This is a genomic window from Staphylococcus sp. HMSC65H10, from assembly GCF_001839185.1.
GTDB lineage: Bacteria > Bacillota > Bacilli > Staphylococcales > Staphylococcaceae > Staphylococcus > Staphylococcus simulans.
This window is the reverse complement of the sequence record NZ_KV840332.1, coordinates 41,794-59,057: the sequence shown is the minus strand read 5'-3', so window position 1 is coordinate 59,057 and position 17,264 is coordinate 41,794. Positions and strand designations below refer to the sequence as shown.

The window sequence follows — 17,264 nt, the reverse complement described above, 5'->3', positions numbered from 1 at the left end:
ATCTTGCCTTTTCTTTTATTGAATTAAATCGTGTTGGAATGCGTAAATAACAGCTTGTGTTCTGTCTTGAACTTCTAGCTTGCTTAATATATTACTCACATGTGTTTTAACTGTTTTAATCGTAATATGTGACGCACTGGCGATTTCTTGGTTAGAATAACCTTTTGCGATTAACAATAAAATTTCCATTTCTCTATCTGTTAATAATTCATATAATTCAGCACGTTGATTCATGCGATTACGCATTTTAACAAGTACTTCCGCTTCAAACACCGCTTCGTTACGATATGTTTTACGAATCGCTTCTGCGATATCACTTGCGCTCGTCGTTTTTAGAATATAACTGTCTACCCCAGCGTCTAAAGCACGATACACTTCATTATCCTCAATATAACTTGTCAGCATCAATACTTTAATCTGAGGTAAATCTTTTTTAATCTGCATTGTGGCTTCTACGCCATCCATGTCTTCCATCAACAAATCCATCAAGATTAAATCAGGCTGCAATTCATGAGCTTTTTCAATTGCTTCTTTACCTGATTTGCCTTCCCCGACGACTTCGATATCAGGTTGTGTAGATAAATAACTTGAGATGCCGATACGAACCATTTCGTGGTCATCGACAAATAATACTTTAATCGCCATCATTTTCCTCCTTATTCAATGGAGCCTTCACTTCAATTCTTGTCCCTGCCCCAGGCAAAGAAACAATATGCAGTGTTGCCCCGATTTCTAATGCTCGCTCTCGCATATTCTTCAATCCATAGCTTTTCTCCATTTTTTCATCTACATCAAAGCCTTTACCATCATCTTGAATACGCAATAACAGATAATCATCTTTATTAAATAAATCTATCGTTAATTTTGTGCCTTCTGCATGTCGCAGTGTATTGGAAATCCCTTCTTGGGTGATACGGAATAAATGATCTTCTATGCCTTTTGGTACCTCAAAGTCTTCAATATCATAAACTACTTTCATAGGCACTTTCTTTTGTAAGTCCACAACAAGATCTTTAATTCCTTCCCCAAGTGAGCGATCTTTTAAGCCAAGCGGTCTTAAATGTAATAACAATGCACGCATTTCTAGTTGCGAATCTTGTACCATCTTTTCTAGTGTCGGAATTTGCTGATCAAGCGGCGGTTCAAGTGGTGATTCCTTAATCGCCGATAACATCATACTTGCCGCAAATAATTGCTGACTAACTGAATCATGCAATTCTCTAGCTAAACGCTGGCGTTCATCTTCTATAATTTTCTTCACTTTAACGTCATTTAAATTATATGTTTCGTTGGTCAAATCTTGTGTTTTAATACGTAGTCGATGTAATTCTTGGTTTAATGGCACAAGTGTATGATAGATATCCAAAGTTTCTTGGTAGAGTTCGATATTTTGATCATTAATACCGACAACTTCCCCTTCAATGGAATGTTCAATTTGTGTTTTAATCCAATCATTTTGTTCGTTCACTTTATACGCTAACACAGAACCAACAATAATACTCATCAAAATCACTATAATATTTAAAAACAAGAAAACAGGAATGCCGAAAATCTGCGTGTAAAACATTCCTTGAAAGTAGATGATGTTGACGAATACTTTGTCTATAAAAAAGAAAATCGCTAATATACTATAGTTCAATATCAGCATCGAACCGATGGCTCTGATATAGTGGTTCATCTATAAACCACCTCAACATCACCAATAAATGTCGAAGTATAAATATTGATGTTATAGTTTTCTTCTTTTGTTTCTTCAGTCATTTGGATATGATTATTTTCAATCTTAACCGTATTCTGATTCACAGTCGCATTACCATAAAACGCTGCTGCGTGAAGATTGATATTGTAATTCATCGGCACAATAATTTGAATCTTACCAATGAAGTGTCTCATCACAATCGTGTTATTTTCTTTAATATTTGCTGCTTTCGTTAAATCAATATGGATATCGCCGATGCCATGTTGAATTTGCAAGTCTTCCCACTTATAAACATAAACAGGAGTTCTTTGATTACCGAACCATTTTTGTTTAATAAATTGCGGTGAAGTAACTTCTTCATCAGAAGCAATAATCTTCATCGGTTTAAATTTGAAGACGATATAACGAATAATAATCAGCACTAAGAAAATAAAAAGAATAATAATCGTATATTTGTTAGAGAGCAGTGTAAAGGCAATCATTAATACACCAATCCAAAAGGCCAACAGACCTCGGACTTTATGGAAATAAAGATAGCCTACGTACATTAAGATAATCCCTAATAATAATACGAGAATAAAGCCGATTTTTTCAAAAAAGATATAGTAAAAATTGGCTATAATCATTAATGCTGTAAATATTATCAACATCTCAGTTGAGATATACTTATTGGTCATGTTTCGCCACCTTTTCTATGCAACTAAACTCATTTGTGCAATCATATCACATTCTCTTTCAAGAGTAATACGTGTTTTATTTTGCTCTGATAAATCTGCTTCAATTCTTGCACAATCAGATTCTGCTTCGTTTAAGTCATGCATTAATGCAGACAACTCTGCATTATTAATATTTTCCATGCGTTGTACATTGCTGATTTGATATTGATCCATCAAATCGATGTATTTATTTTCTACTTCAGTTGTCAATTGTTCAATATATGCCACGATATTTTGTCTTTTGCGGTTTAAATAAGCGATATATTGTTTAGTTGAATGTAACTTTCTGTTTAAATGCGCTTGACAATTCGTAATACTGTATTTAACTGTAGTGTGATAAAGTTTGTCTAAATAAATTGCTATGATATTCATGGAATCACCTCATTTATGATTGATTCCATTATAAAATAATTCCAGACGCCTCACGATAGGCTCTGGAACCATTTTACTTTCATACTTTAGTCCTAATTCCCATAATACCAAGGAATTATTCTTCTGTTTTATCTATTTTCGTTGTTAATAATGGACCATCTTTCGTCACAATAACCGTATGTTCGATTTGTGCGACATAACTTTTATCGCTTGTTTCAAAAGCCCATTCATTTTTACCTTCAGTTACAAATGTTGCATTAGAAGAAATGAAAGGTTCTACTGCAATCACAGTACCTTCTTTTAGTAATGTTTTATCTTTTGGATCATAGTAGTTTAGAACGTAATTAGGTGCTTCATGTAGTGAACTGCCTACACCATGACCTGTTAAGTTACGGATAACTTTCAAATCATTTTTACGTGCAGTTGCGTGTACTGCTTTACCGATTTGACTTAGTTTGCTGCCTGGTTTGATTTTTTTCATTGCATTGTCAAACGCTTCTTCAGCAACTTCACATACTTTTTGTTTCATCGGATCACTTGGTTCACCCACAACAAATGAAATACCAGTATCTGCGTAATAACCATTTTTTAATGCAGAAACATCTATATTAACTAAATCCCCTTCACGGATTTTGCGTTTACCTGGAATACCATGTGCCACTTCTTCATTTACACTGATACAAGTTTGACCAGGGAAATTTTCATCATGGATAGGTGCAGACAAAGCACCGTGTTGTTCAAATAAATCTTTAGCAATGTTATCTAATTCTTTAGTTGTTACACCCGGTTTTGTTGCTTCTTGCATTGTATCTCTGACTAATGCACAAATATATCCGATTTCTTTTAAACCTAATAATTCTTCTTCTGTTTTTACAATCATGTGCGATCCCTTTCCTTATTCAATAATTGATAATGCAGCGCACGTGCGCTTATATGTCTCATTATGATACGAAATTATCATAATTAACACTCATTCTTTCTTATTATAGCAAAAAATGTTTGTTATACTAAATCTGTAAGAAGCAGTTCATTCGTTAATAACTGCAAATGGAACTATGTTGCAACAAAGTTGCCGACATCAAGTGAGGTAAATTTTTTTATGACACAAGACAAATGGTATCGCAAAATTATCGGCGCAAGAACCATTAAAACTGGACTTGCCACATTTTTGACAGCCTTCTTTTGCATGGCGCTCAATCTTAACCCGATTTATGCCACTTTAAGCGCCATCGTCACCATTGAACCAACCGCAAAAGCATCACTCAAAAAAGGATATAAACGTTTGCCTGCGACTGTTATCGGTGCGCTCTTAGCTGTACTCTTTACGTATATTTTCAGTGATAAATCAGCACTTGCTTATGCGATGAGCGCCACCTGTACAATCTTTATTTGCGCAAAATTAAAATTACATGATGGTATTACAGTTGCGACTTTAACCGCTATGGCCATGATACCAGGTATTGGAGATCATTATTTATTTAATTTCTTCTCACGACTTTTAACAGCGGTCATCGGTTTGGTTACAGCTGGTTTGGTAAACTTAATTGTTTTACCGCCGAAATACTACCATCAAGTTGCTGAGAACGCACAAAAAGTTGAAACAGATATGTATCATCTCTATAGTCTACGTTTAAAAGAATTGGTGAATGAAAAATTTAATTCTACTAAAACTAATCAAAAATTAGAAAAATTACTTTCAGCCATCTTGCGAGTAGACACATTAATTCGTTACCAAAAAGACGAATTAGAATACCACAAAGACCAAGAAGATTGGGTTAAACTTAAAGCACTGTCTAATCGTGCACATACAGATCGCCTGTTTATTACCCATTTATCTAACATTGTCTATTTGCCTAAGAACACTAAGTTTCACTTCACGAAAGCTGAACAAACAGCTATCTTGAACATCGCAGAAAGTATCAGTGAAATTATAGAAACAGGTGGTTTTGAACGTGTAGATGAAGATGCTGAAATATTAAAACGCAGTGTGATTCATTTAGATGAATTTGAAAAACAACAAGTTAAAAGCCATATCATTTATGAAATTCTCATGACTTATCGTATTCTCGATGAACGTTATGCTTAACAGAAAAGGTCACTTTTTGAACTGATTTTCAAAAAGTGACCTTTTTATTTAAATTATAGCTTTTAGTGCTATCTTGTATTTCTTATTTATTTTCAAAGCGATCGACAATGGCTTGTTTAGCCCCTTCTTCCGCAGTATTATCCAATTGACGCGGTTCAAATGGAATACCTTTACGAATACATGCTTGCTCTAATAAGTAATCTGTAATTTCATGGTTCTTCGGTAAAATAGGGCCATGTAAATAAGTGCCTAACAAGTTTTTATAATGAATGCCTTCTTTACCGTCTTCATCGTTATTACCAAATCCATGCGTTACTTTTCCTAATGTATCATAGTTATGATACGTTCTGCCGCCGTGATTTTCAAAACCGACAATTGTTCCGAATGTATCACTTTCAATGACAATATCACCTGTCAGACGTTCTTTTTTAGATTGTGTATAAAAATCTAAAATACCTAGGCCTTCAAGCTCTGTCCCATCAGGTGTAATGTACTTATTACCTAAGAATTGATAACCGCCGCAAATTGTTAATCCAGGCATTCCTTCTTCTATGGCATCTTTCAATTTACTTTTGATTTTACTTAATTCTTTCGTCGCAAGCGCTTGTTCACGGTCACTGCCGCCGCCGATAAAGAAGATATCACATCCATCAAAAGTTACACCTTCTGTTTCATTGACTTCAACAACGTTCAATTTGATATTGCGCCATTTTGCGCGTTGTTTTAATGCGATGATATTACCGATATCGCTATATAAATTCAATTTATCTGTCATAAAATGATATAACGTTAATTCATTCATCTTTGTTCCCTCATTTCAAACGAACGGTTTAATTGCTCTAACATCGGCGCAAGTGATGTATAGTTCGGAATTGCGACAGTCTTACTTGGATAATCCATTGTTTTAGCTGTCGCTTTATAAATATCACGTTCTACAATAACTGGTACATCCACTTCAGCAAGTTTTAAACGTAATTGTAATTCTTCAGCACGATTACCTGTGACAATAATTGCTTCTATATCTTGTTCGCTTAGTTTTTCAAAGTCAGCATCGTAAATCCATGAAATATCTCTGCCATCTGCCGCATGGTCATTTAAGCTGATGACATAGACTTTTTTGCCTTCAAGCTGTTCGCCCATAGATAAACTTGCATTCATCCCTGCCGGGTTTTTCGCCAAATTAATCATGGCTTCTTTTGAACCTGATTTGAAATACTGCATACGTCCATTATCTGATGTATATGTTTCAAAGCCTTTACGGATAGATTCATCATTTAAACCTAATTCGCGTAAAACACTGTACGCTGCGATGGCGTTATAAGCATTAAAGTCACCAGCAATTTTCATATCGAATGTTGTATTACCAATCGTTAAATGAATAAAAGGTGATACTGTGAACTTAGACACTTCATACTTCGGTTGCTCACGTTTAAAACCACATTCGCAATGATAATGACCGATTTGATTATAATGAATATAATCATACACTAATAAGCGACCACAGTTCGGACAATATTTGCTTTCATTCATCGTACTTTGTTCAAAATCATGTGCATGTGCTTTCATGCCGTAATAGACATTAGATTCACTCGCAATTTTTAAACGACTCACAAATGGATCATCGGCATTCAATAATAGTTTAATGCCTTTATGACTGATGGCTTCTGCGATGTTGTTAACCATAATATCAATTTCACCGAAGCGATCCATTTGATCGCGGAAGAAGTTCGTGAAGACCATCATTGTCGGTGTCATTTCTTTTAACACTCTTGGTATAGAACCTTCATCGATTTCAATAATTGCGATTTTTGTATCTGGTTGAGATTGTACGATGAATGCAGATGTAATCCCTGCAGCCATATTCGCACCTTCATTATTATGAATTATTTTTATATTATTGGCCTTTAATGTATGACCTATTAAATTCGACGTGGTTGTTTTACCGTTTGTACCACTAATAAATACAACATCATCGACTTGTTCTGCTAAATTTCGTAGTATATTTTTATCAATTCTTCTGGCTACTTGCCCTGGTAAATCTGTACCGCGTTTCCCTACAGCACGGCTGGCTCTGCGCGCTAACTTGGCTAAGTTGATCGCCGTCCATTGTCTCATTCGCTTCACTCCTCTAAATATCAACCTGAATAATTATAACACGTCTCAGACTTTAATTAAAAATATTCTATAAACACTATCAAAGTCAAACACTTGACTCTCACTTTCCTATCCAGTAGTATTTTATTACTTAAATCATCACATATAGAAAGGTCGAATTACTTTTGAAACACCAAAATGCATTTGTTGCGTTGGACTTTGAAACCGCAAACGGTAAGCGTACAAGTATTTGTTCCGTCGGTATGGTTAAAGTAGTTGAAAATGAAATTGTTGAAACGTTTTATACATTAGTGAATCCTAAGGACTACTTTTCTAATCAAAACATCAATGTACATGGCATTAAACCTCAAGATGTTGAAACAGCGCCTGACTTCAATTTTGTGTTGCCTTACATGATGCAGTTTATAGATAATTTACCAGTTGTTGCGCATAATGCCGCATTTGATATGACAGTAATGCATGCCAGCATTCAAGCCTTAGGTTTACAGACACCCAATATGACTTACTTCTGTTCACTACAACTTGCTCGTAGAACCGTTAATAACCGACGGTACGGTTTAAAATACATGATGGATTATTATCATTTAGATTTTCATGGACACCATGATGCTTTAAATGATGCTAAAGCTTGTGCCATGATAACTTTCAGATTACTGAAGCACTACAACAGTTTATCTGACATGCTTGCAGTCTATGGTAAAAATTTAACAGATAAAGGATAACCGATTGAACTTACCTGAATAAATGTTCAACCGGTTATTTTTTTCTAAAGAAAATCATATATCGACATATTTTGATATTCTGTTTTTTCTAAATTACCCACTGTTACTCCAATTAGCCTGATGGGTACCTCTGGATCTTTAAGTTCGTTGTAAAGTGTATAAGCAATATTATAAATATCAATCTCATTTCTAACCGGATCTCTTAAGCTACGTTGTCTCGATAATGTTTCAAATTGATGTGTTTTAATTTTTACCGTTACAGTTTTGCCTGATTTTTGAATACGACTCAATCGTTCTGCTGTCTTCTCACTTAACTCTCTGACTTTCAATAATATTTCTTCATCATCATTAACGTCAGTTGTAAAGGTTCTTTCAGTGCCGACTGATTTACGGATACGATGGGCTTTAACAATATTAGTGCCGCGTCCTCTGGCTTTCTCGTATAATCCATGTCCACGTTTACCAAATATCCGTATTAATTCGCGTTCATCTTTTTCATATAAGTCTTTACCGTTGTAGATGCCATGTTCATGCATAATGGCTTTGGTTGCTTTACCGACACCTGGGAAACCGCCGATATCTAAGTTCATTAATATCTCGTGGACATTTTGATAATTAATAATCATCATACCGTTCGGTTTATTCATACCACTGGCGAGTTTAGCGAGGAATTTATTGTAGGAAATGCCGGCTGAAGCGGTTAATCCGGTCTTTTCCCAAATATCATTTCTAATATACTGTGCAATGGCAGATGCTGGAAGATCCGGACGTACCAGATGCGTGATATCTAAATAAGCTTCATCTAGCGATAACGGTTCAACGACTTCAGTATAACTTTTAAAGATATCCATAATTTCTTTAGAGGTTGCTCTGTAAACATCAAAGCGAGGTTGAATATAATAACCATTCGGACAAAGTTTATGTGCTTGTGCCATTGGCATCGCAGAATGCACCCCATACTTTCTCGCTTCATATGAGGCCGTTGTCACAACACCACGTCCACTTGCTTTTCCTCCGACAATGACAGGCTTCCCTCTCAATTTAGGATTATCTCTTACTTCTACTTGTGCATAAAAATAATCCATATCGATATGCACAATACGTCGCTCTTCCATACCATTCACCTCCATTAAACAATGTACTTATCATCTATTATATATTATCTTGGCAAGCTTTAATTATTTATTACCTATGACGTGTTTGAATTTCACTAAAATACGATAATTAATTTCAGTAATTATTAATTATATTACCTTTACATTACCTTAACAAAAAGAATTCATTTATTTTTTGTTTAACTTTATTATAAAAAGGTATAACTAACTAGACTCGAGTACTTAATTGTTCTTTAGTCACCAAATCACGTTAGAAGGAGGATTCAATATGACAAACAATGAAAACAAAATGAGTCATGAAGAAGCTGGACGTAAAGGTGGAGAAAAAACGGCACAAGAATACAACTCAGAACACTTCCAAGAAATCGGTCAAAAAGGCGGAGAAGCTCAATCTAACACAAGTCAATCACAATCAGACAGTAATCAATCAAATTCTAACAATGGATCAAACGATGAAAACAAAATGAGTCACGAAGAAGCTGGACATAAAGGTGGAGAAAAAACAGCTGAAGAATACAGTTCAGAACATTTCCAAGAAATCGGCCGCAAAGGCGGAGAAACGACTTCAAAAGAAAATAATGATAACTAATATTCAACAAAGAGGCCGGGGTCACACCTAGCCTCTTTCTTATACATAACTGCACAAAATAAACGAGGCATCTTCTATGTGAAAAAACCTCGTTGTTTCGATATACATAATTTTTGATTATAATCTTTCAAACAATGCTACTGTCTCAATATGTGTTGTTTGTGGGAACATATCGACAGGCGTGATTTCTTTTAACGCATAGTTTTGCGCAAGAATTTGGGCATCACGTTGTTGTGTAGCTGGATTGCATGAAATATAGACAATGCGTTTTGGATTTAATTCTAACAGTGTGTTTAAGAATGTTTCGTCACAACCTTTACGTGGCGGATCGACCATGACAACATCAGGTTGAATGCCTTGTTGTTTCCAGTCTAAAATCACTGATTCAGCTTTACCGCAGACAAAAGTTGTATTATCGTAGCCATTCAATTGCGCATTTTTCTTCGCATCTTCAATTGCGGCAGGAACGACTTCAACGCCATAGACATGTTTCGCTTTATCTGCCATATATAATCCAATAGTACCTATACCGCAATACGTATCAAGTACTGTTTCTTCGCCTGTTAATTGTGCGTATTTCATCGCTTGATTATATAATTTAACTGTTTGTGATGAATTGATTTGATAGAATGACTGATCGCTGATTTCAAATTCCACTGAATCCAACTCATCAATAATTTCATCTTTACCATACAATGTTTTTGATGTTTTGCCCATTATCACATTTGAATGTGTTTCATTGATATTTTGAATGACACTTTTAATATTCGGCATCGCATTGACCAATTTCTCAACAATCGGTTTAGCTTGTTTAAACTTCTTACCGTTCGTCACAAAAATAATCATCACTTCACGTGAGACATGGCCTACTCGAATAATGACATGACGTAATAAACCTTGTTTCTTTCTTTCATTATAAATGGATACGTCATGCTCTTTTAGTAAGGCACGAATCGAACGCATCAATTGGTTTTGAATGCTGTCTTGAATAATACATTCATCCATATCAATAATATCGTGACTGCGTTGGCGATAGAAGCCCATAATCGCATCTTGTTCTTTATTCAAGCCGACAGGAATTTGTGATTTATTTCGATAGTTCCAAGGATTCATCATGCCGATCGTATCATTGATAACCGTTTGCTCAAACTTTCCTTTACGGTGAAATAGATTCACAACTTGATTACGTTTCATTGTTAATTGTGATTGATAATCTAAGTGTTGCAGCTGGCAGCCTCCGCATTTGTTATAGTAAACACATGGAGGCGTCACACGTTCAGCACTTTCTTTATGAATCTCTAATAATTTACCAATCGCAAAGTTTTTATTTACTTTGATTAATTTATATTCAATTTCTTCATTAGGCAAGGCATTCGGCACAAAGACTGGGTAACGGTCTATTTTGACTACACCATGTCCTTCATGCGTTAAGTCGATAACCTCGCCTGTAAAGATTTGATTTTTCTTTAATGTTTCCACACTGTAACCTCCATAGAAAAAAGGTCAGGCTTGTGATTAAGTCCTAACCTTTCATCTGCTTACTTCTCTAATCTTGTTCAATTAATTCTTTATTATCTACATTAGCTGGTGTATATACTTCAATATGCTGCTTTAAATTTAAGAAATTGGCAGGTAATTGACCACCATACTCCCCATCTACATTAAGCGGCATTTGTTCAAAAGATGATACATTAACTGATTTTGCTTTTTCATATGTGACTTTCGGATGTTTAATATGTTCCCCTCTTGAAGCTAAAGTCATGATATGACCCAGTTCTGCTAAATTCGCTTTTTCAACGATAATCAACGTAAAATAACCGTCGTCTAATTTCGCATCTGGCACTAATTTTTCAAAGCCTGCCATTGAATTCGTCAATCCAAGTAAAAACAACAGGATCTCACCTTGGAAGACTTTTTGATCATATTCAATACGGACATCTACATTTTTCATTTGCGGCAACATTTCCATACCTTTGATGTAGTAAGCAAATGGTCCAACAAATGTTTTTAATTTACTAGAAGTTTCATAAGAGACTTCAGTAATACGTCCACCTGCAGCTAAATTAATAAAATATCGGCTATTCATTTTACCGATATCTACTTTAACTGTATGTCCTTTAATAATGACATCTACTGCACTTAATATATCAGTGGGTAAATGTAAGGCACGACCAAAATCATTTACCGTTCCCATTGGAATGACACCGATTTTAGGACGATTCGGATGTTCGGCTATCCCATTAACCACTTCGTTTAATGTGCCGTCACCACCAGCAACGATGAGCATTTCATAATCTTCATGCAATGCGCGTTTTGCTTCAATCGTCGCATCTCCTGCTTTTTGCGTTGCATATGCACTTGTTTCAAATCCTGCTTGTTCCATTTTAATCAAGACTTCTGGAAGCATTTTTTTAAACAATTCCTTGCCTGAAGTCGGATTATAAATAATTCTAGCTCGTTTTCTCATAAATAATCCCTCATCATTTTTACTCAATTTCAATTTTAAATGATTTCCGCTTCAGTTGAAAGTATTAATGGTTGAAATCAATGAAATTCGTTTTTGAAACCACCTTATCAAAATAAAAAACCCGCAGAGATTACAATCAGTAATCACTGCAGGTTATACAATCAATTAGCGTTTATCTAATTCTTGTTGTAATAATTTGTTAACGATTTGAGGGTTAGCTTGACCTTTAGACGCTTTCATAATTTGTCCGACTAAGAAGCCTTTCGCACGGCCTTTACCGTTTTTGAAGTCTTCAACAGATTGAGGGTTATTATCTAATGCTTCTGTTACGAAGTTTAATAATACAGACTCATCTGAGATTTGAACTAAACCTTTATCTTCCATGATTTGTTTAGCATCTCCGCCATTTTCAGCTAATTCTGGGAAGACTTTTTTCGCGATTTTACTGCTCATAGTGCCGTCTTCAATCAACTTAATCATACCAGCTAAGTTTTCAGGTGTTAATTTTGTATCTTGAAGTTCAACTTGGTTTTTGTTCAAGTACTCATTAACGCCACCCATTAACCAGTTAGAAGTTAATTTTACATCAGCGCCATGCTCAACTGCTTCTTCGAAGAAATCAGACATTTCTTTCGTTAATGTTAAGACATGCGCATCATACGCAGGTAATCCGAATTCTTCAACATATTTTTTCTTACGTACGTCTGGTAATTCTGGAATTGTTTGACGTACACGTTCTTTCCATGCATCGTCAATGTATAATGGTACGATGTCTGGTTCTGGGAAGTAACGATAGTCATCTGAACCTTCTTTAACACGCATTAAGATAGTTTTACCAGTAGACTCATCGAAACGACGTGTTTCTTGAAGTACTTCGCCGCCATTTAATAGTTCTTCTTCTTGGCGTTTTTCTTCATATTCTAAACCTTTACGTACATAGTTGAATGAGTTCAAGTTTTTCAATTCAGCTTTTGTACCGAATTCTTCTTGACCATATGGACGTAATGAAATGTTAGCGTCACAACGTAATGAACCTTCTTCCATTTTACCGTCAGATACGCCAGTATATTGAATAATTGAACGTAATTTTTCAAGGTAAGCATAAGCTTCTTGAGGTGAACGGATATCGGGCTCAGATACGATTTCGATTAACGGTGTACCTTGACGGTTTAAGTCTACTAATGAATAACCGTCTTTATGTGTTGATTTACCCGCATCTTCTTCCATATGAAGGCGTGTGATACCGATACGTTTTGTTTCACCATCTACTTCGATATCAATGTAACCATGTTCCCCGATAGGTTGGTCAAATTGTGAAATTTGGTAAGCTTTCGGGTTATCTGGATAGAAATAGTTTTTACGATCGAATTTAGATTCAGTCGCAATTTCCATGTTTAATGCCATTGCAGCACGCATTGCCCAGTCAACGGCACGTTCGTTTACAACTGGAAGCACACCAGGGTATGCTAAGTCGATCACATTCGTATTTGTGTTTGGTTCTGCTCCGAAATGTGCTGGTGATGGAGAGAACATTTTAGAATCTGTTTTCAGTTCAACGTGGACTTCTAGTCCAATGACTGTTTCAAAATGCATCATTAACACTCCTTATAAATTTTGATATGCATCATGTAAGTTGTATTGTTGTTCGAATTGATGAGCAACACGGTAAAGTGTTTTTTCATCAAACGGTTTGCCGATAAACTGTAATCCAATCGGTCTGTTATTAGTTTGTCCGCAAGGTACTGAAATACCTGGTAAGCCGGCAAGGTTAACTGGAGTAGTTAATAAGTCGTTTGCATACATTGTCAACGGATCATTGATTTCTTCACCTAAGTTGAAGGCAGCTGTTGGTGTTGTAGGACCAACGACTACATCATAGTCTTCAAATACTTTGTCAAAGTCTTGACGAATTAACGTTCTGACTTTTTGTGATTTTTTGTAGTAAGCATCGTAGTAACCTGAACTTAGCGCGAAAGTACCAAGTAAAATACGACGTTTAACTTCTTTACCGAAGCCTTCACTACGTGAGAATTTATAAAGTTCATCTAATGTTTGTGCTTCTTTTGAATGGTAACCATAACGAATACCATCGAAACGAGATAAGTTAGAAGAAGCTTCTGATGATGCGATAACATAGTAAGATGGAATACCATAGCCAGTATTTGGTAATGATACTTCTTCTACGATTGCACCTTCACCTTCTAAAATTTCAACAGCGTTACGTACTGCTTCTTTCACTTCATCAGATACACCTTCACCTAAATATTCTTTAGGTAAAGCAATTTTCATACCTTTAATATCTTTACCGATATCTGAAGTGAAGTCATTATCTTCAACTGGAGCACTTGTAGAATCGTTTTTATCTACACCTACAATTGTTTCTAAAACAATTGCATTATCTTTAACATTACGTGTTAAAGGTCCGATTTGGTCTAATGAAGATGCGAATGCAACTAAACCAAAACGTGATACACGACCGTATGTCGGTTTCATACCCACGATACCGCAGTATGCTGCTGGTTGACGAATAGATCCACCAGTATCTGAACCTAATGAGAATGGAACTAAACCTGCTGCTACAGCTGCTGCTGAACCACCTGATGATCCACCTGGCACTGCTTTATGATCGAATGGGTTAACTGTTTTCTTGAAGTAAGAAGTTTCAGTTGAACCACCCATTGCAAATTCGTCCATATTTAATTTACCGATTAATACTGCATTTTCAGCATGTAATTTTTTCATTACTGTTGATTCATAAATCGGTACAAAGCCTTCTAACATTTTACTTGCACATGTTGTTTCTAGACCTTCTGTAATAATGTTATCTTTGATACCCATTGGGATACCGAAGAGTTTACCTTCCATTTGGTCTTTCGCTTGCAATTCATCCAGCTCTTCAGCTTTCTTGATTGCATTCTCTTTATCTAAAGCTAAGAATGATTTAATTGTCGGATCTGTTTCTTCAATTGCATCATAAATATCTTTTACAACTTCAGAAGGTTTGATTTCTTTGTTCTTAATCATTTCGCTTAACTTTTCAACTGATTCATAACGAATAGACATTACGCATCCTCCCCGTTGATAACTGATGGTACTTTAAATTGACCATCTTCTGTTTCTTTTGCATTTTTGAGCGCAAGCTCTTGAGGAATGCCTTTAACTGCTTTATCCTCTCTTAATACATTTTGTAAATCTAATACGTGATACGTCGGTTCTACATCGCTTGTATCAGCTGTATCGATTTGTTGGGCAAAGTTTAGGATTGTTTCTAATGTGTCTTGCATTTCTGTTGTTTCCTCTGGTGAAATATGAAGTTTAGACAAATTTGCAATATGTTCAACTTCTTCACGTGATACTCTAGCCATTAATGAACTGCCTCCTTATTAATACTTCATCATAAAATTGTATCAAAAAAACTGTCAAAAATCTAAATTTTTTAGTTCAAAATACCCACATATCAGGTAATGACTCCCCTTTAACTTAATCATTCTGAACTTCAATTGCAAATCATTACCATTAATTCAACAGAAGCTTTGATGTAATATGAACGTTTATACATTCAAAATTATAAAAATACTACTAATGTGCTTTAAAGCATTGAAAACCTTTTCATTACAGAAAGCGTTTAAAATGCCACTGTTGAGCGGTTTATATTTAACATTGTTATAAAATAACTATTCCCTTTTTTCAGAATTGTTGTATAATAATGCGTATACATTGAATCATCAATGAGAAAAAGGGGGAAACCACGATGTTTATTTTAGGTACTTCAGTGAGTAGCCAAATCGATGCTGACTGGCAAACATACATCATGATTGGTGTATACTTTATCATTCTAGTTATCATCGGTATCTATGGTTACAAACAGTCAACGGGAAATTTAAGCGAATATATGTTGGGAGGCCGAAACATCGGCCCGTACATTACAGCGCTGTCAGCCGGAGCTTCTGATATGAGCGGCTGGATGATTATGGGATTGCCTGGTTCTGTCTATGCGACAGGATTATCCGCAATTTGGATTACGATCGGTTTAACACTGGGAGCATATTTGAATTACTTTATTGTCGCACCAAGATTACGTGTTTACACAGAAATTGCAGGCAATGCGATTACCTTGCCAGACTTTTTCAAAAATAGATTAGATGATCATTCAAACATTATTAAAATTATCTCTGGTCTCATTATTGTCGTTTTCTTTACGTTATATACGCATTCCGGGTTTGTATCTGGAGGTAAATTATTTGAAACTGCATTCGGACTGAATTATCGATACGGCTTGATTATGGTAGCTGTTATCGTTATTTTTTACACTTTTTTAGGCGGTTACTTAGCTGTTTCAATTACTGACTTCTTCCAAGGTGTCATCATGTTGATTGCGATGGTTATGGTTCCAATCGTAGCCTTATTAAAATTAAATGGTTGGGATACATTCTCACAAATCGCAGATATGAAACCTACTAATTTGGACTTATTCAGAGGAACTACTGTTTTAGGTATTATCTCACTCTTCTCGTGGGGATTAGGTTACTTCGGTCAACCTCACATTATCGTTCGTTTTATGTCGATTAAATCTTTTAAACTCTTACCAACTGCGCGTCGTGTTGGAATTTTATGGATGGCAGTCGGACTTGCGGGTGCATGTTTAGTCGGTTTGACTGGTATCGCATTTGTGCCAGACTACAATGTTACACTTCACGATCCAGAAACACTATTTATTATCATGAGTCAGATTTTATTCCATCCATTAGTCGGTGGCTTCTTATTAGCTGCCATTTTAGCAGCAATTATGAGCACGATTTCTTCACAACTGCTTGTAACATCAAGTTCATTAACTGAAGACTTCTATAAATTGATTCGTGGTAAAAAAGCAAACGCACAAAAACACGAAAAAGAATTTGTACTTGTAGGTCGTTTGAGTGTTATGGTTGTAGCGATTGTCGCAATTTGGATCGCATGGTCACCTAACGATACGATTTTAAACTTAGTTGGTAACGCTTGGGCAGGCTTCGGAGCTTCATTTAGTCCACTTGTTTTGTTCTCACTTTATTGGAAAGGTTTAACACGAGCTGGCGCAGTCAGTGGTATGGTAGCAGGCGCATTAACTGTTATTGTTTGGATTGTCTTCATCAAACCAATGGCTGATGTTTCAGAAATCTTCGGTATGTATGAAATCATTCCAGGATTTATTATGAGTGTCGTAGTTACTTACTTGGTCAGCAAGTTTACACAAAAACCAAGTACACGTACAGTCAATGAATTAGATGAAGTTAAACAAATTTTGCATAGCTAATTAAAAATCATTAATCAATACAATGGGCAGGAACTTCTCGTTCCTGCCCTATTTGTGTTATAAGCAGCTGCATTTCCTTTTCACTTAATCTGC

17 protein-coding genes are annotated in these 17,264 nt (G+C 35.6%); 4 read left to right on the top strand and 13 right to left on the bottom strand.

The window, feature by feature from the left end; all coding sequences use genetic code 11:
* Window positions 1-15 precede the first annotated feature (15 nt).
* The 5 genes from HMPREF3270_RS05185 to map all read right to left on the bottom strand — a co-directional run bounded on the left by HMPREF3270_RS05185 (window position 16) and on the right by map (window position 3,667).
* Window positions 16-645 (bottom strand): response regulator transcription factor VraR, encoded by a 630-nt coding sequence (locus tag HMPREF3270_RS05185; RefSeq protein ID WP_002481662.1) that lies wholly within the window; start codon window positions 643-645, stop codon window positions 16-18.
* Window positions 635-1,678, bottom strand: coding sequence for a sensor histidine kinase VraS (locus HMPREF3270_RS05180; RefSeq protein ID WP_002481663.1), 1,044 nt, complete (start codon window positions 1,676-1,678; stop codon window positions 635-637). The genes HMPREF3270_RS05185 and HMPREF3270_RS05180 overlap by 11 nt, the downstream gene beginning before the upstream one ends.
* Window positions 1,675-2,376: a cell wall-active antibiotics response protein VraT gene (gene liaF, locus HMPREF3270_RS05175; RefSeq protein ID WP_002481664.1), complete on the bottom strand. Its 702-nt coding sequence runs from the start codon at window positions 2,374-2,376 to the stop codon at window positions 1,675-1,677. Before liaF ends, HMPREF3270_RS05180 begins: the two co-directional genes overlap by 4 nt.
* Window positions 2,377-2,391: 15 nt before the next feature.
* Window positions 2,392-2,787 (bottom strand): hypothetical protein, encoded by a 396-nt coding sequence (locus HMPREF3270_RS05170; protein ID WP_002481665.1) that lies wholly within the window; start codon window positions 2,785-2,787, stop codon window positions 2,392-2,394.
* A 115-nt stretch (window positions 2,788-2,902) separates the two neighbouring features.
* Window positions 2,903-3,667 carry a type I methionyl aminopeptidase gene (gene map, locus HMPREF3270_RS05165; RefSeq protein WP_002481666.1) on the bottom strand — a complete coding sequence of 255 codons (765 nt, stop codon included), beginning with the start codon at window positions 3,665-3,667 and terminating at the stop codon, window positions 2,903-2,905.
* Between the two features lie 219 nt (window positions 3,668-3,886).
* Here map and HMPREF3270_RS05160 point away from each other — a divergent pair, with 219 nt between their 5' ends.
* Window positions 3,887-4,873, top strand: a complete 987-nt coding sequence (locus HMPREF3270_RS05160) for an FUSC family protein (RefSeq protein WP_070848238.1) — start codon at window positions 3,887-3,889, stop codon at window positions 4,871-4,873.
* Window positions 4,874-4,955: 82 nt separating this feature from the next.
* Here the strand turns inward: HMPREF3270_RS05160 and HMPREF3270_RS05155 are convergent, their stop codons facing one another.
* Entirely contained in the window at window positions 4,956-5,675 is a 720-nt protein-coding gene (locus HMPREF3270_RS05155) for a lipid II isoglutaminyl synthase subunit GatD (protein WP_070848237.1), read from the bottom strand.
* Window positions 5,672-6,988, bottom strand: a complete 1,317-nt coding sequence (locus HMPREF3270_RS05150; protein ID WP_070848236.1) for a lipid II isoglutaminyl synthase subunit MurT — start codon at window positions 6,986-6,988, stop codon at window positions 5,672-5,674. The genes HMPREF3270_RS05155 and HMPREF3270_RS05150 overlap by 4 nt, the downstream gene beginning before the upstream one ends.
* 164 nt (window positions 6,989-7,152) lie before the next feature.
* On the opposite strand from HMPREF3270_RS05150, the gene HMPREF3270_RS05145 reads away from it, so the two are divergent.
* Window positions 7,153-7,710: a 3'-5' exonuclease gene (locus HMPREF3270_RS05145; RefSeq protein WP_070848235.1), complete on the top strand. Its 558-nt coding sequence runs from the start codon at window positions 7,153-7,155 to the stop codon at window positions 7,708-7,710.
* A 44-nt stretch (window positions 7,711-7,754) separates the two neighbouring features.
* Here HMPREF3270_RS05145 and dinB read toward each other — a convergent pair whose 3' ends face one another.
* On the bottom strand, window positions 7,755-8,825 hold the full coding sequence (gene dinB, locus HMPREF3270_RS05140) for a DNA polymerase IV (protein WP_002481671.1): 1,071 nt from the start codon (window positions 8,823-8,825) through the stop codon (window positions 7,755-7,757).
* A gap of 268 nt (window positions 8,826-9,093) precedes the next feature.
* Between dinB and HMPREF3270_RS05135 the strand changes: the two genes are divergently transcribed.
* Window positions 9,094-9,414 carry a hypothetical protein gene (locus HMPREF3270_RS05135; protein ID WP_070848234.1) on the top strand — a complete coding sequence of 107 codons (321 nt, stop codon included), beginning with the start codon at window positions 9,094-9,096 and terminating at the stop codon, window positions 9,412-9,414.
* 117 nt (window positions 9,415-9,531) lie between these two features.
* On the opposite strand, the gene rlmD is transcribed toward HMPREF3270_RS05135, so the two are convergent.
* From rlmD to gatC, 5 genes are all read right to left on the bottom strand, one after another.
* The gene (gene rlmD, locus HMPREF3270_RS05130; protein WP_023015867.1) at window positions 9,532-10,893 is read right to left on the bottom strand and encodes a 23S rRNA (uracil(1939)-C(5))-methyltransferase RlmD; all 1,362 of its coding nucleotides are present in this window, start codon (window positions 10,891-10,893) and stop codon (window positions 9,532-9,534) included.
* Between the two features lie 67 nt (window positions 10,894-10,960).
* Window positions 10,961-11,881: a diacylglycerol kinase gene (locus tag HMPREF3270_RS05125; RefSeq protein WP_002481674.1), complete on the bottom strand. Its 921-nt coding sequence runs from the start codon at window positions 11,879-11,881 to the stop codon at window positions 10,961-10,963.
* Between the two features lie 165 nt (window positions 11,882-12,046).
* Window positions 12,047-13,474 (bottom strand): Asp-tRNA(Asn)/Glu-tRNA(Gln) amidotransferase subunit GatB, encoded by a 1,428-nt coding sequence (gene gatB, locus HMPREF3270_RS05120; protein WP_037556606.1) that lies wholly within the window; start codon window positions 13,472-13,474, stop codon window positions 12,047-12,049.
* 12 nt (window positions 13,475-13,486) lie between these two features.
* On the bottom strand, window positions 13,487-14,944 hold the full coding sequence (gene gatA, locus HMPREF3270_RS05115) for an Asp-tRNA(Asn)/Glu-tRNA(Gln) amidotransferase subunit GatA (RefSeq protein ID WP_002481676.1): 1,458 nt from the start codon (window positions 14,942-14,944) through the stop codon (window positions 13,487-13,489).
* Window positions 14,944-15,246, bottom strand: coding sequence for an Asp-tRNA(Asn)/Glu-tRNA(Gln) amidotransferase subunit GatC (gene gatC, locus HMPREF3270_RS05110; RefSeq protein ID WP_002481677.1), 303 nt, complete (start codon window positions 15,244-15,246; stop codon window positions 14,944-14,946). Before gatC ends, gatA begins: the two co-directional genes overlap by 1 nt.
* A 386-nt stretch (window positions 15,247-15,632) precedes the next feature.
* Between gatC and putP the strand changes: the two genes are divergently transcribed.
* Complete coding sequence (putP, locus tag HMPREF3270_RS05105; RefSeq protein ID WP_070848233.1) at window positions 15,633-17,171, top strand: sodium/proline symporter PutP; 1,539 nt, start codon at window positions 15,633-15,635, stop codon at window positions 17,169-17,171.
* Window positions 17,172-17,264 lie beyond the last annotated feature (93 nt).

Bases quoted from the DNA above. Each gene is read 5' to 3' on its own strand.
- HMPREF3270_RS05185 (WP_002481662.1), bottom strand. From the start codon at position 645: ATGGCGATTAAAGTATTATTTGTCGATGACCACGAAATGGTTCGTATC.
- HMPREF3270_RS05180 (WP_002481663.1), bottom strand. From the start codon at position 1,678: ATGAACCACTATATCAGAGCCATCGGTTCGATGCTGATATTGAACTAT.
- liaF (WP_002481664.1), bottom strand. From the start codon at position 2,376: ATGACCAATAAGTATATCTCAACTGAGATGTTGATAATATTTACAGCA.
- HMPREF3270_RS05170 (WP_002481665.1), bottom strand. From the start codon at position 2,787: ATGAATATCATAGCAATTTATTTAGACAAACTTTATCACACTACAGTT.
- map (WP_002481666.1), bottom strand. From the start codon at position 3,667: ATGATTGTAAAAACAGAAGAAGAATTATTAGGTTTAAAAGAAATCGGA.
- HMPREF3270_RS05160 (WP_070848238.1), top strand. From the start codon at position 3,887: ATGACACAAGACAAATGGTATCGCAAAATTATCGGCGCAAGAACCATT.
- HMPREF3270_RS05155 (WP_070848237.1), bottom strand. From the start codon at position 5,675: ATGAATGAATTAACGTTATATCATTTTATGACAGATAAATTGAATTTA.
- HMPREF3270_RS05150 (WP_070848236.1), bottom strand. From the start codon at position 6,988: ATGAGACAATGGACGGCGATCAACTTAGCCAAGTTAGCGCGCAGAGCC.
- dinB (WP_002481671.1), bottom strand. From the start codon at position 8,825: ATGGAAGAGCGACGTATTGTGCATATCGATATGGATTATTTTTATGCA.
- HMPREF3270_RS05135 (WP_070848234.1), top strand. From the start codon at position 9,094: ATGACAAACAATGAAAACAAAATGAGTCATGAAGAAGCTGGACGTAAA.
- HMPREF3270_RS05125 (WP_002481674.1), bottom strand. From the start codon at position 11,881: ATGAGAAAACGAGCTAGAATTATTTATAATCCGACTTCAGGCAAGGAA.
- gatB (WP_037556606.1), bottom strand. From the start codon at position 13,474: ATGCATTTTGAAACAGTCATTGGACTAGAAGTCCACGTTGAACTGAAA.
- gatA (WP_002481676.1), bottom strand. From the start codon at position 14,944: ATGTCTATTCGTTATGAATCAGTTGAAAAGTTAAGCGAAATGATTAAG.
- gatC (WP_002481677.1), bottom strand. From the start codon at position 15,246: ATGGCTAGAGTATCACGTGAAGAAGTTGAACATATTGCAAATTTGTCT.
- putP (WP_070848233.1), top strand. From the start codon at position 15,633: ATGTTTATTTTAGGTACTTCAGTGAGTAGCCAAATCGATGCTGACTGG.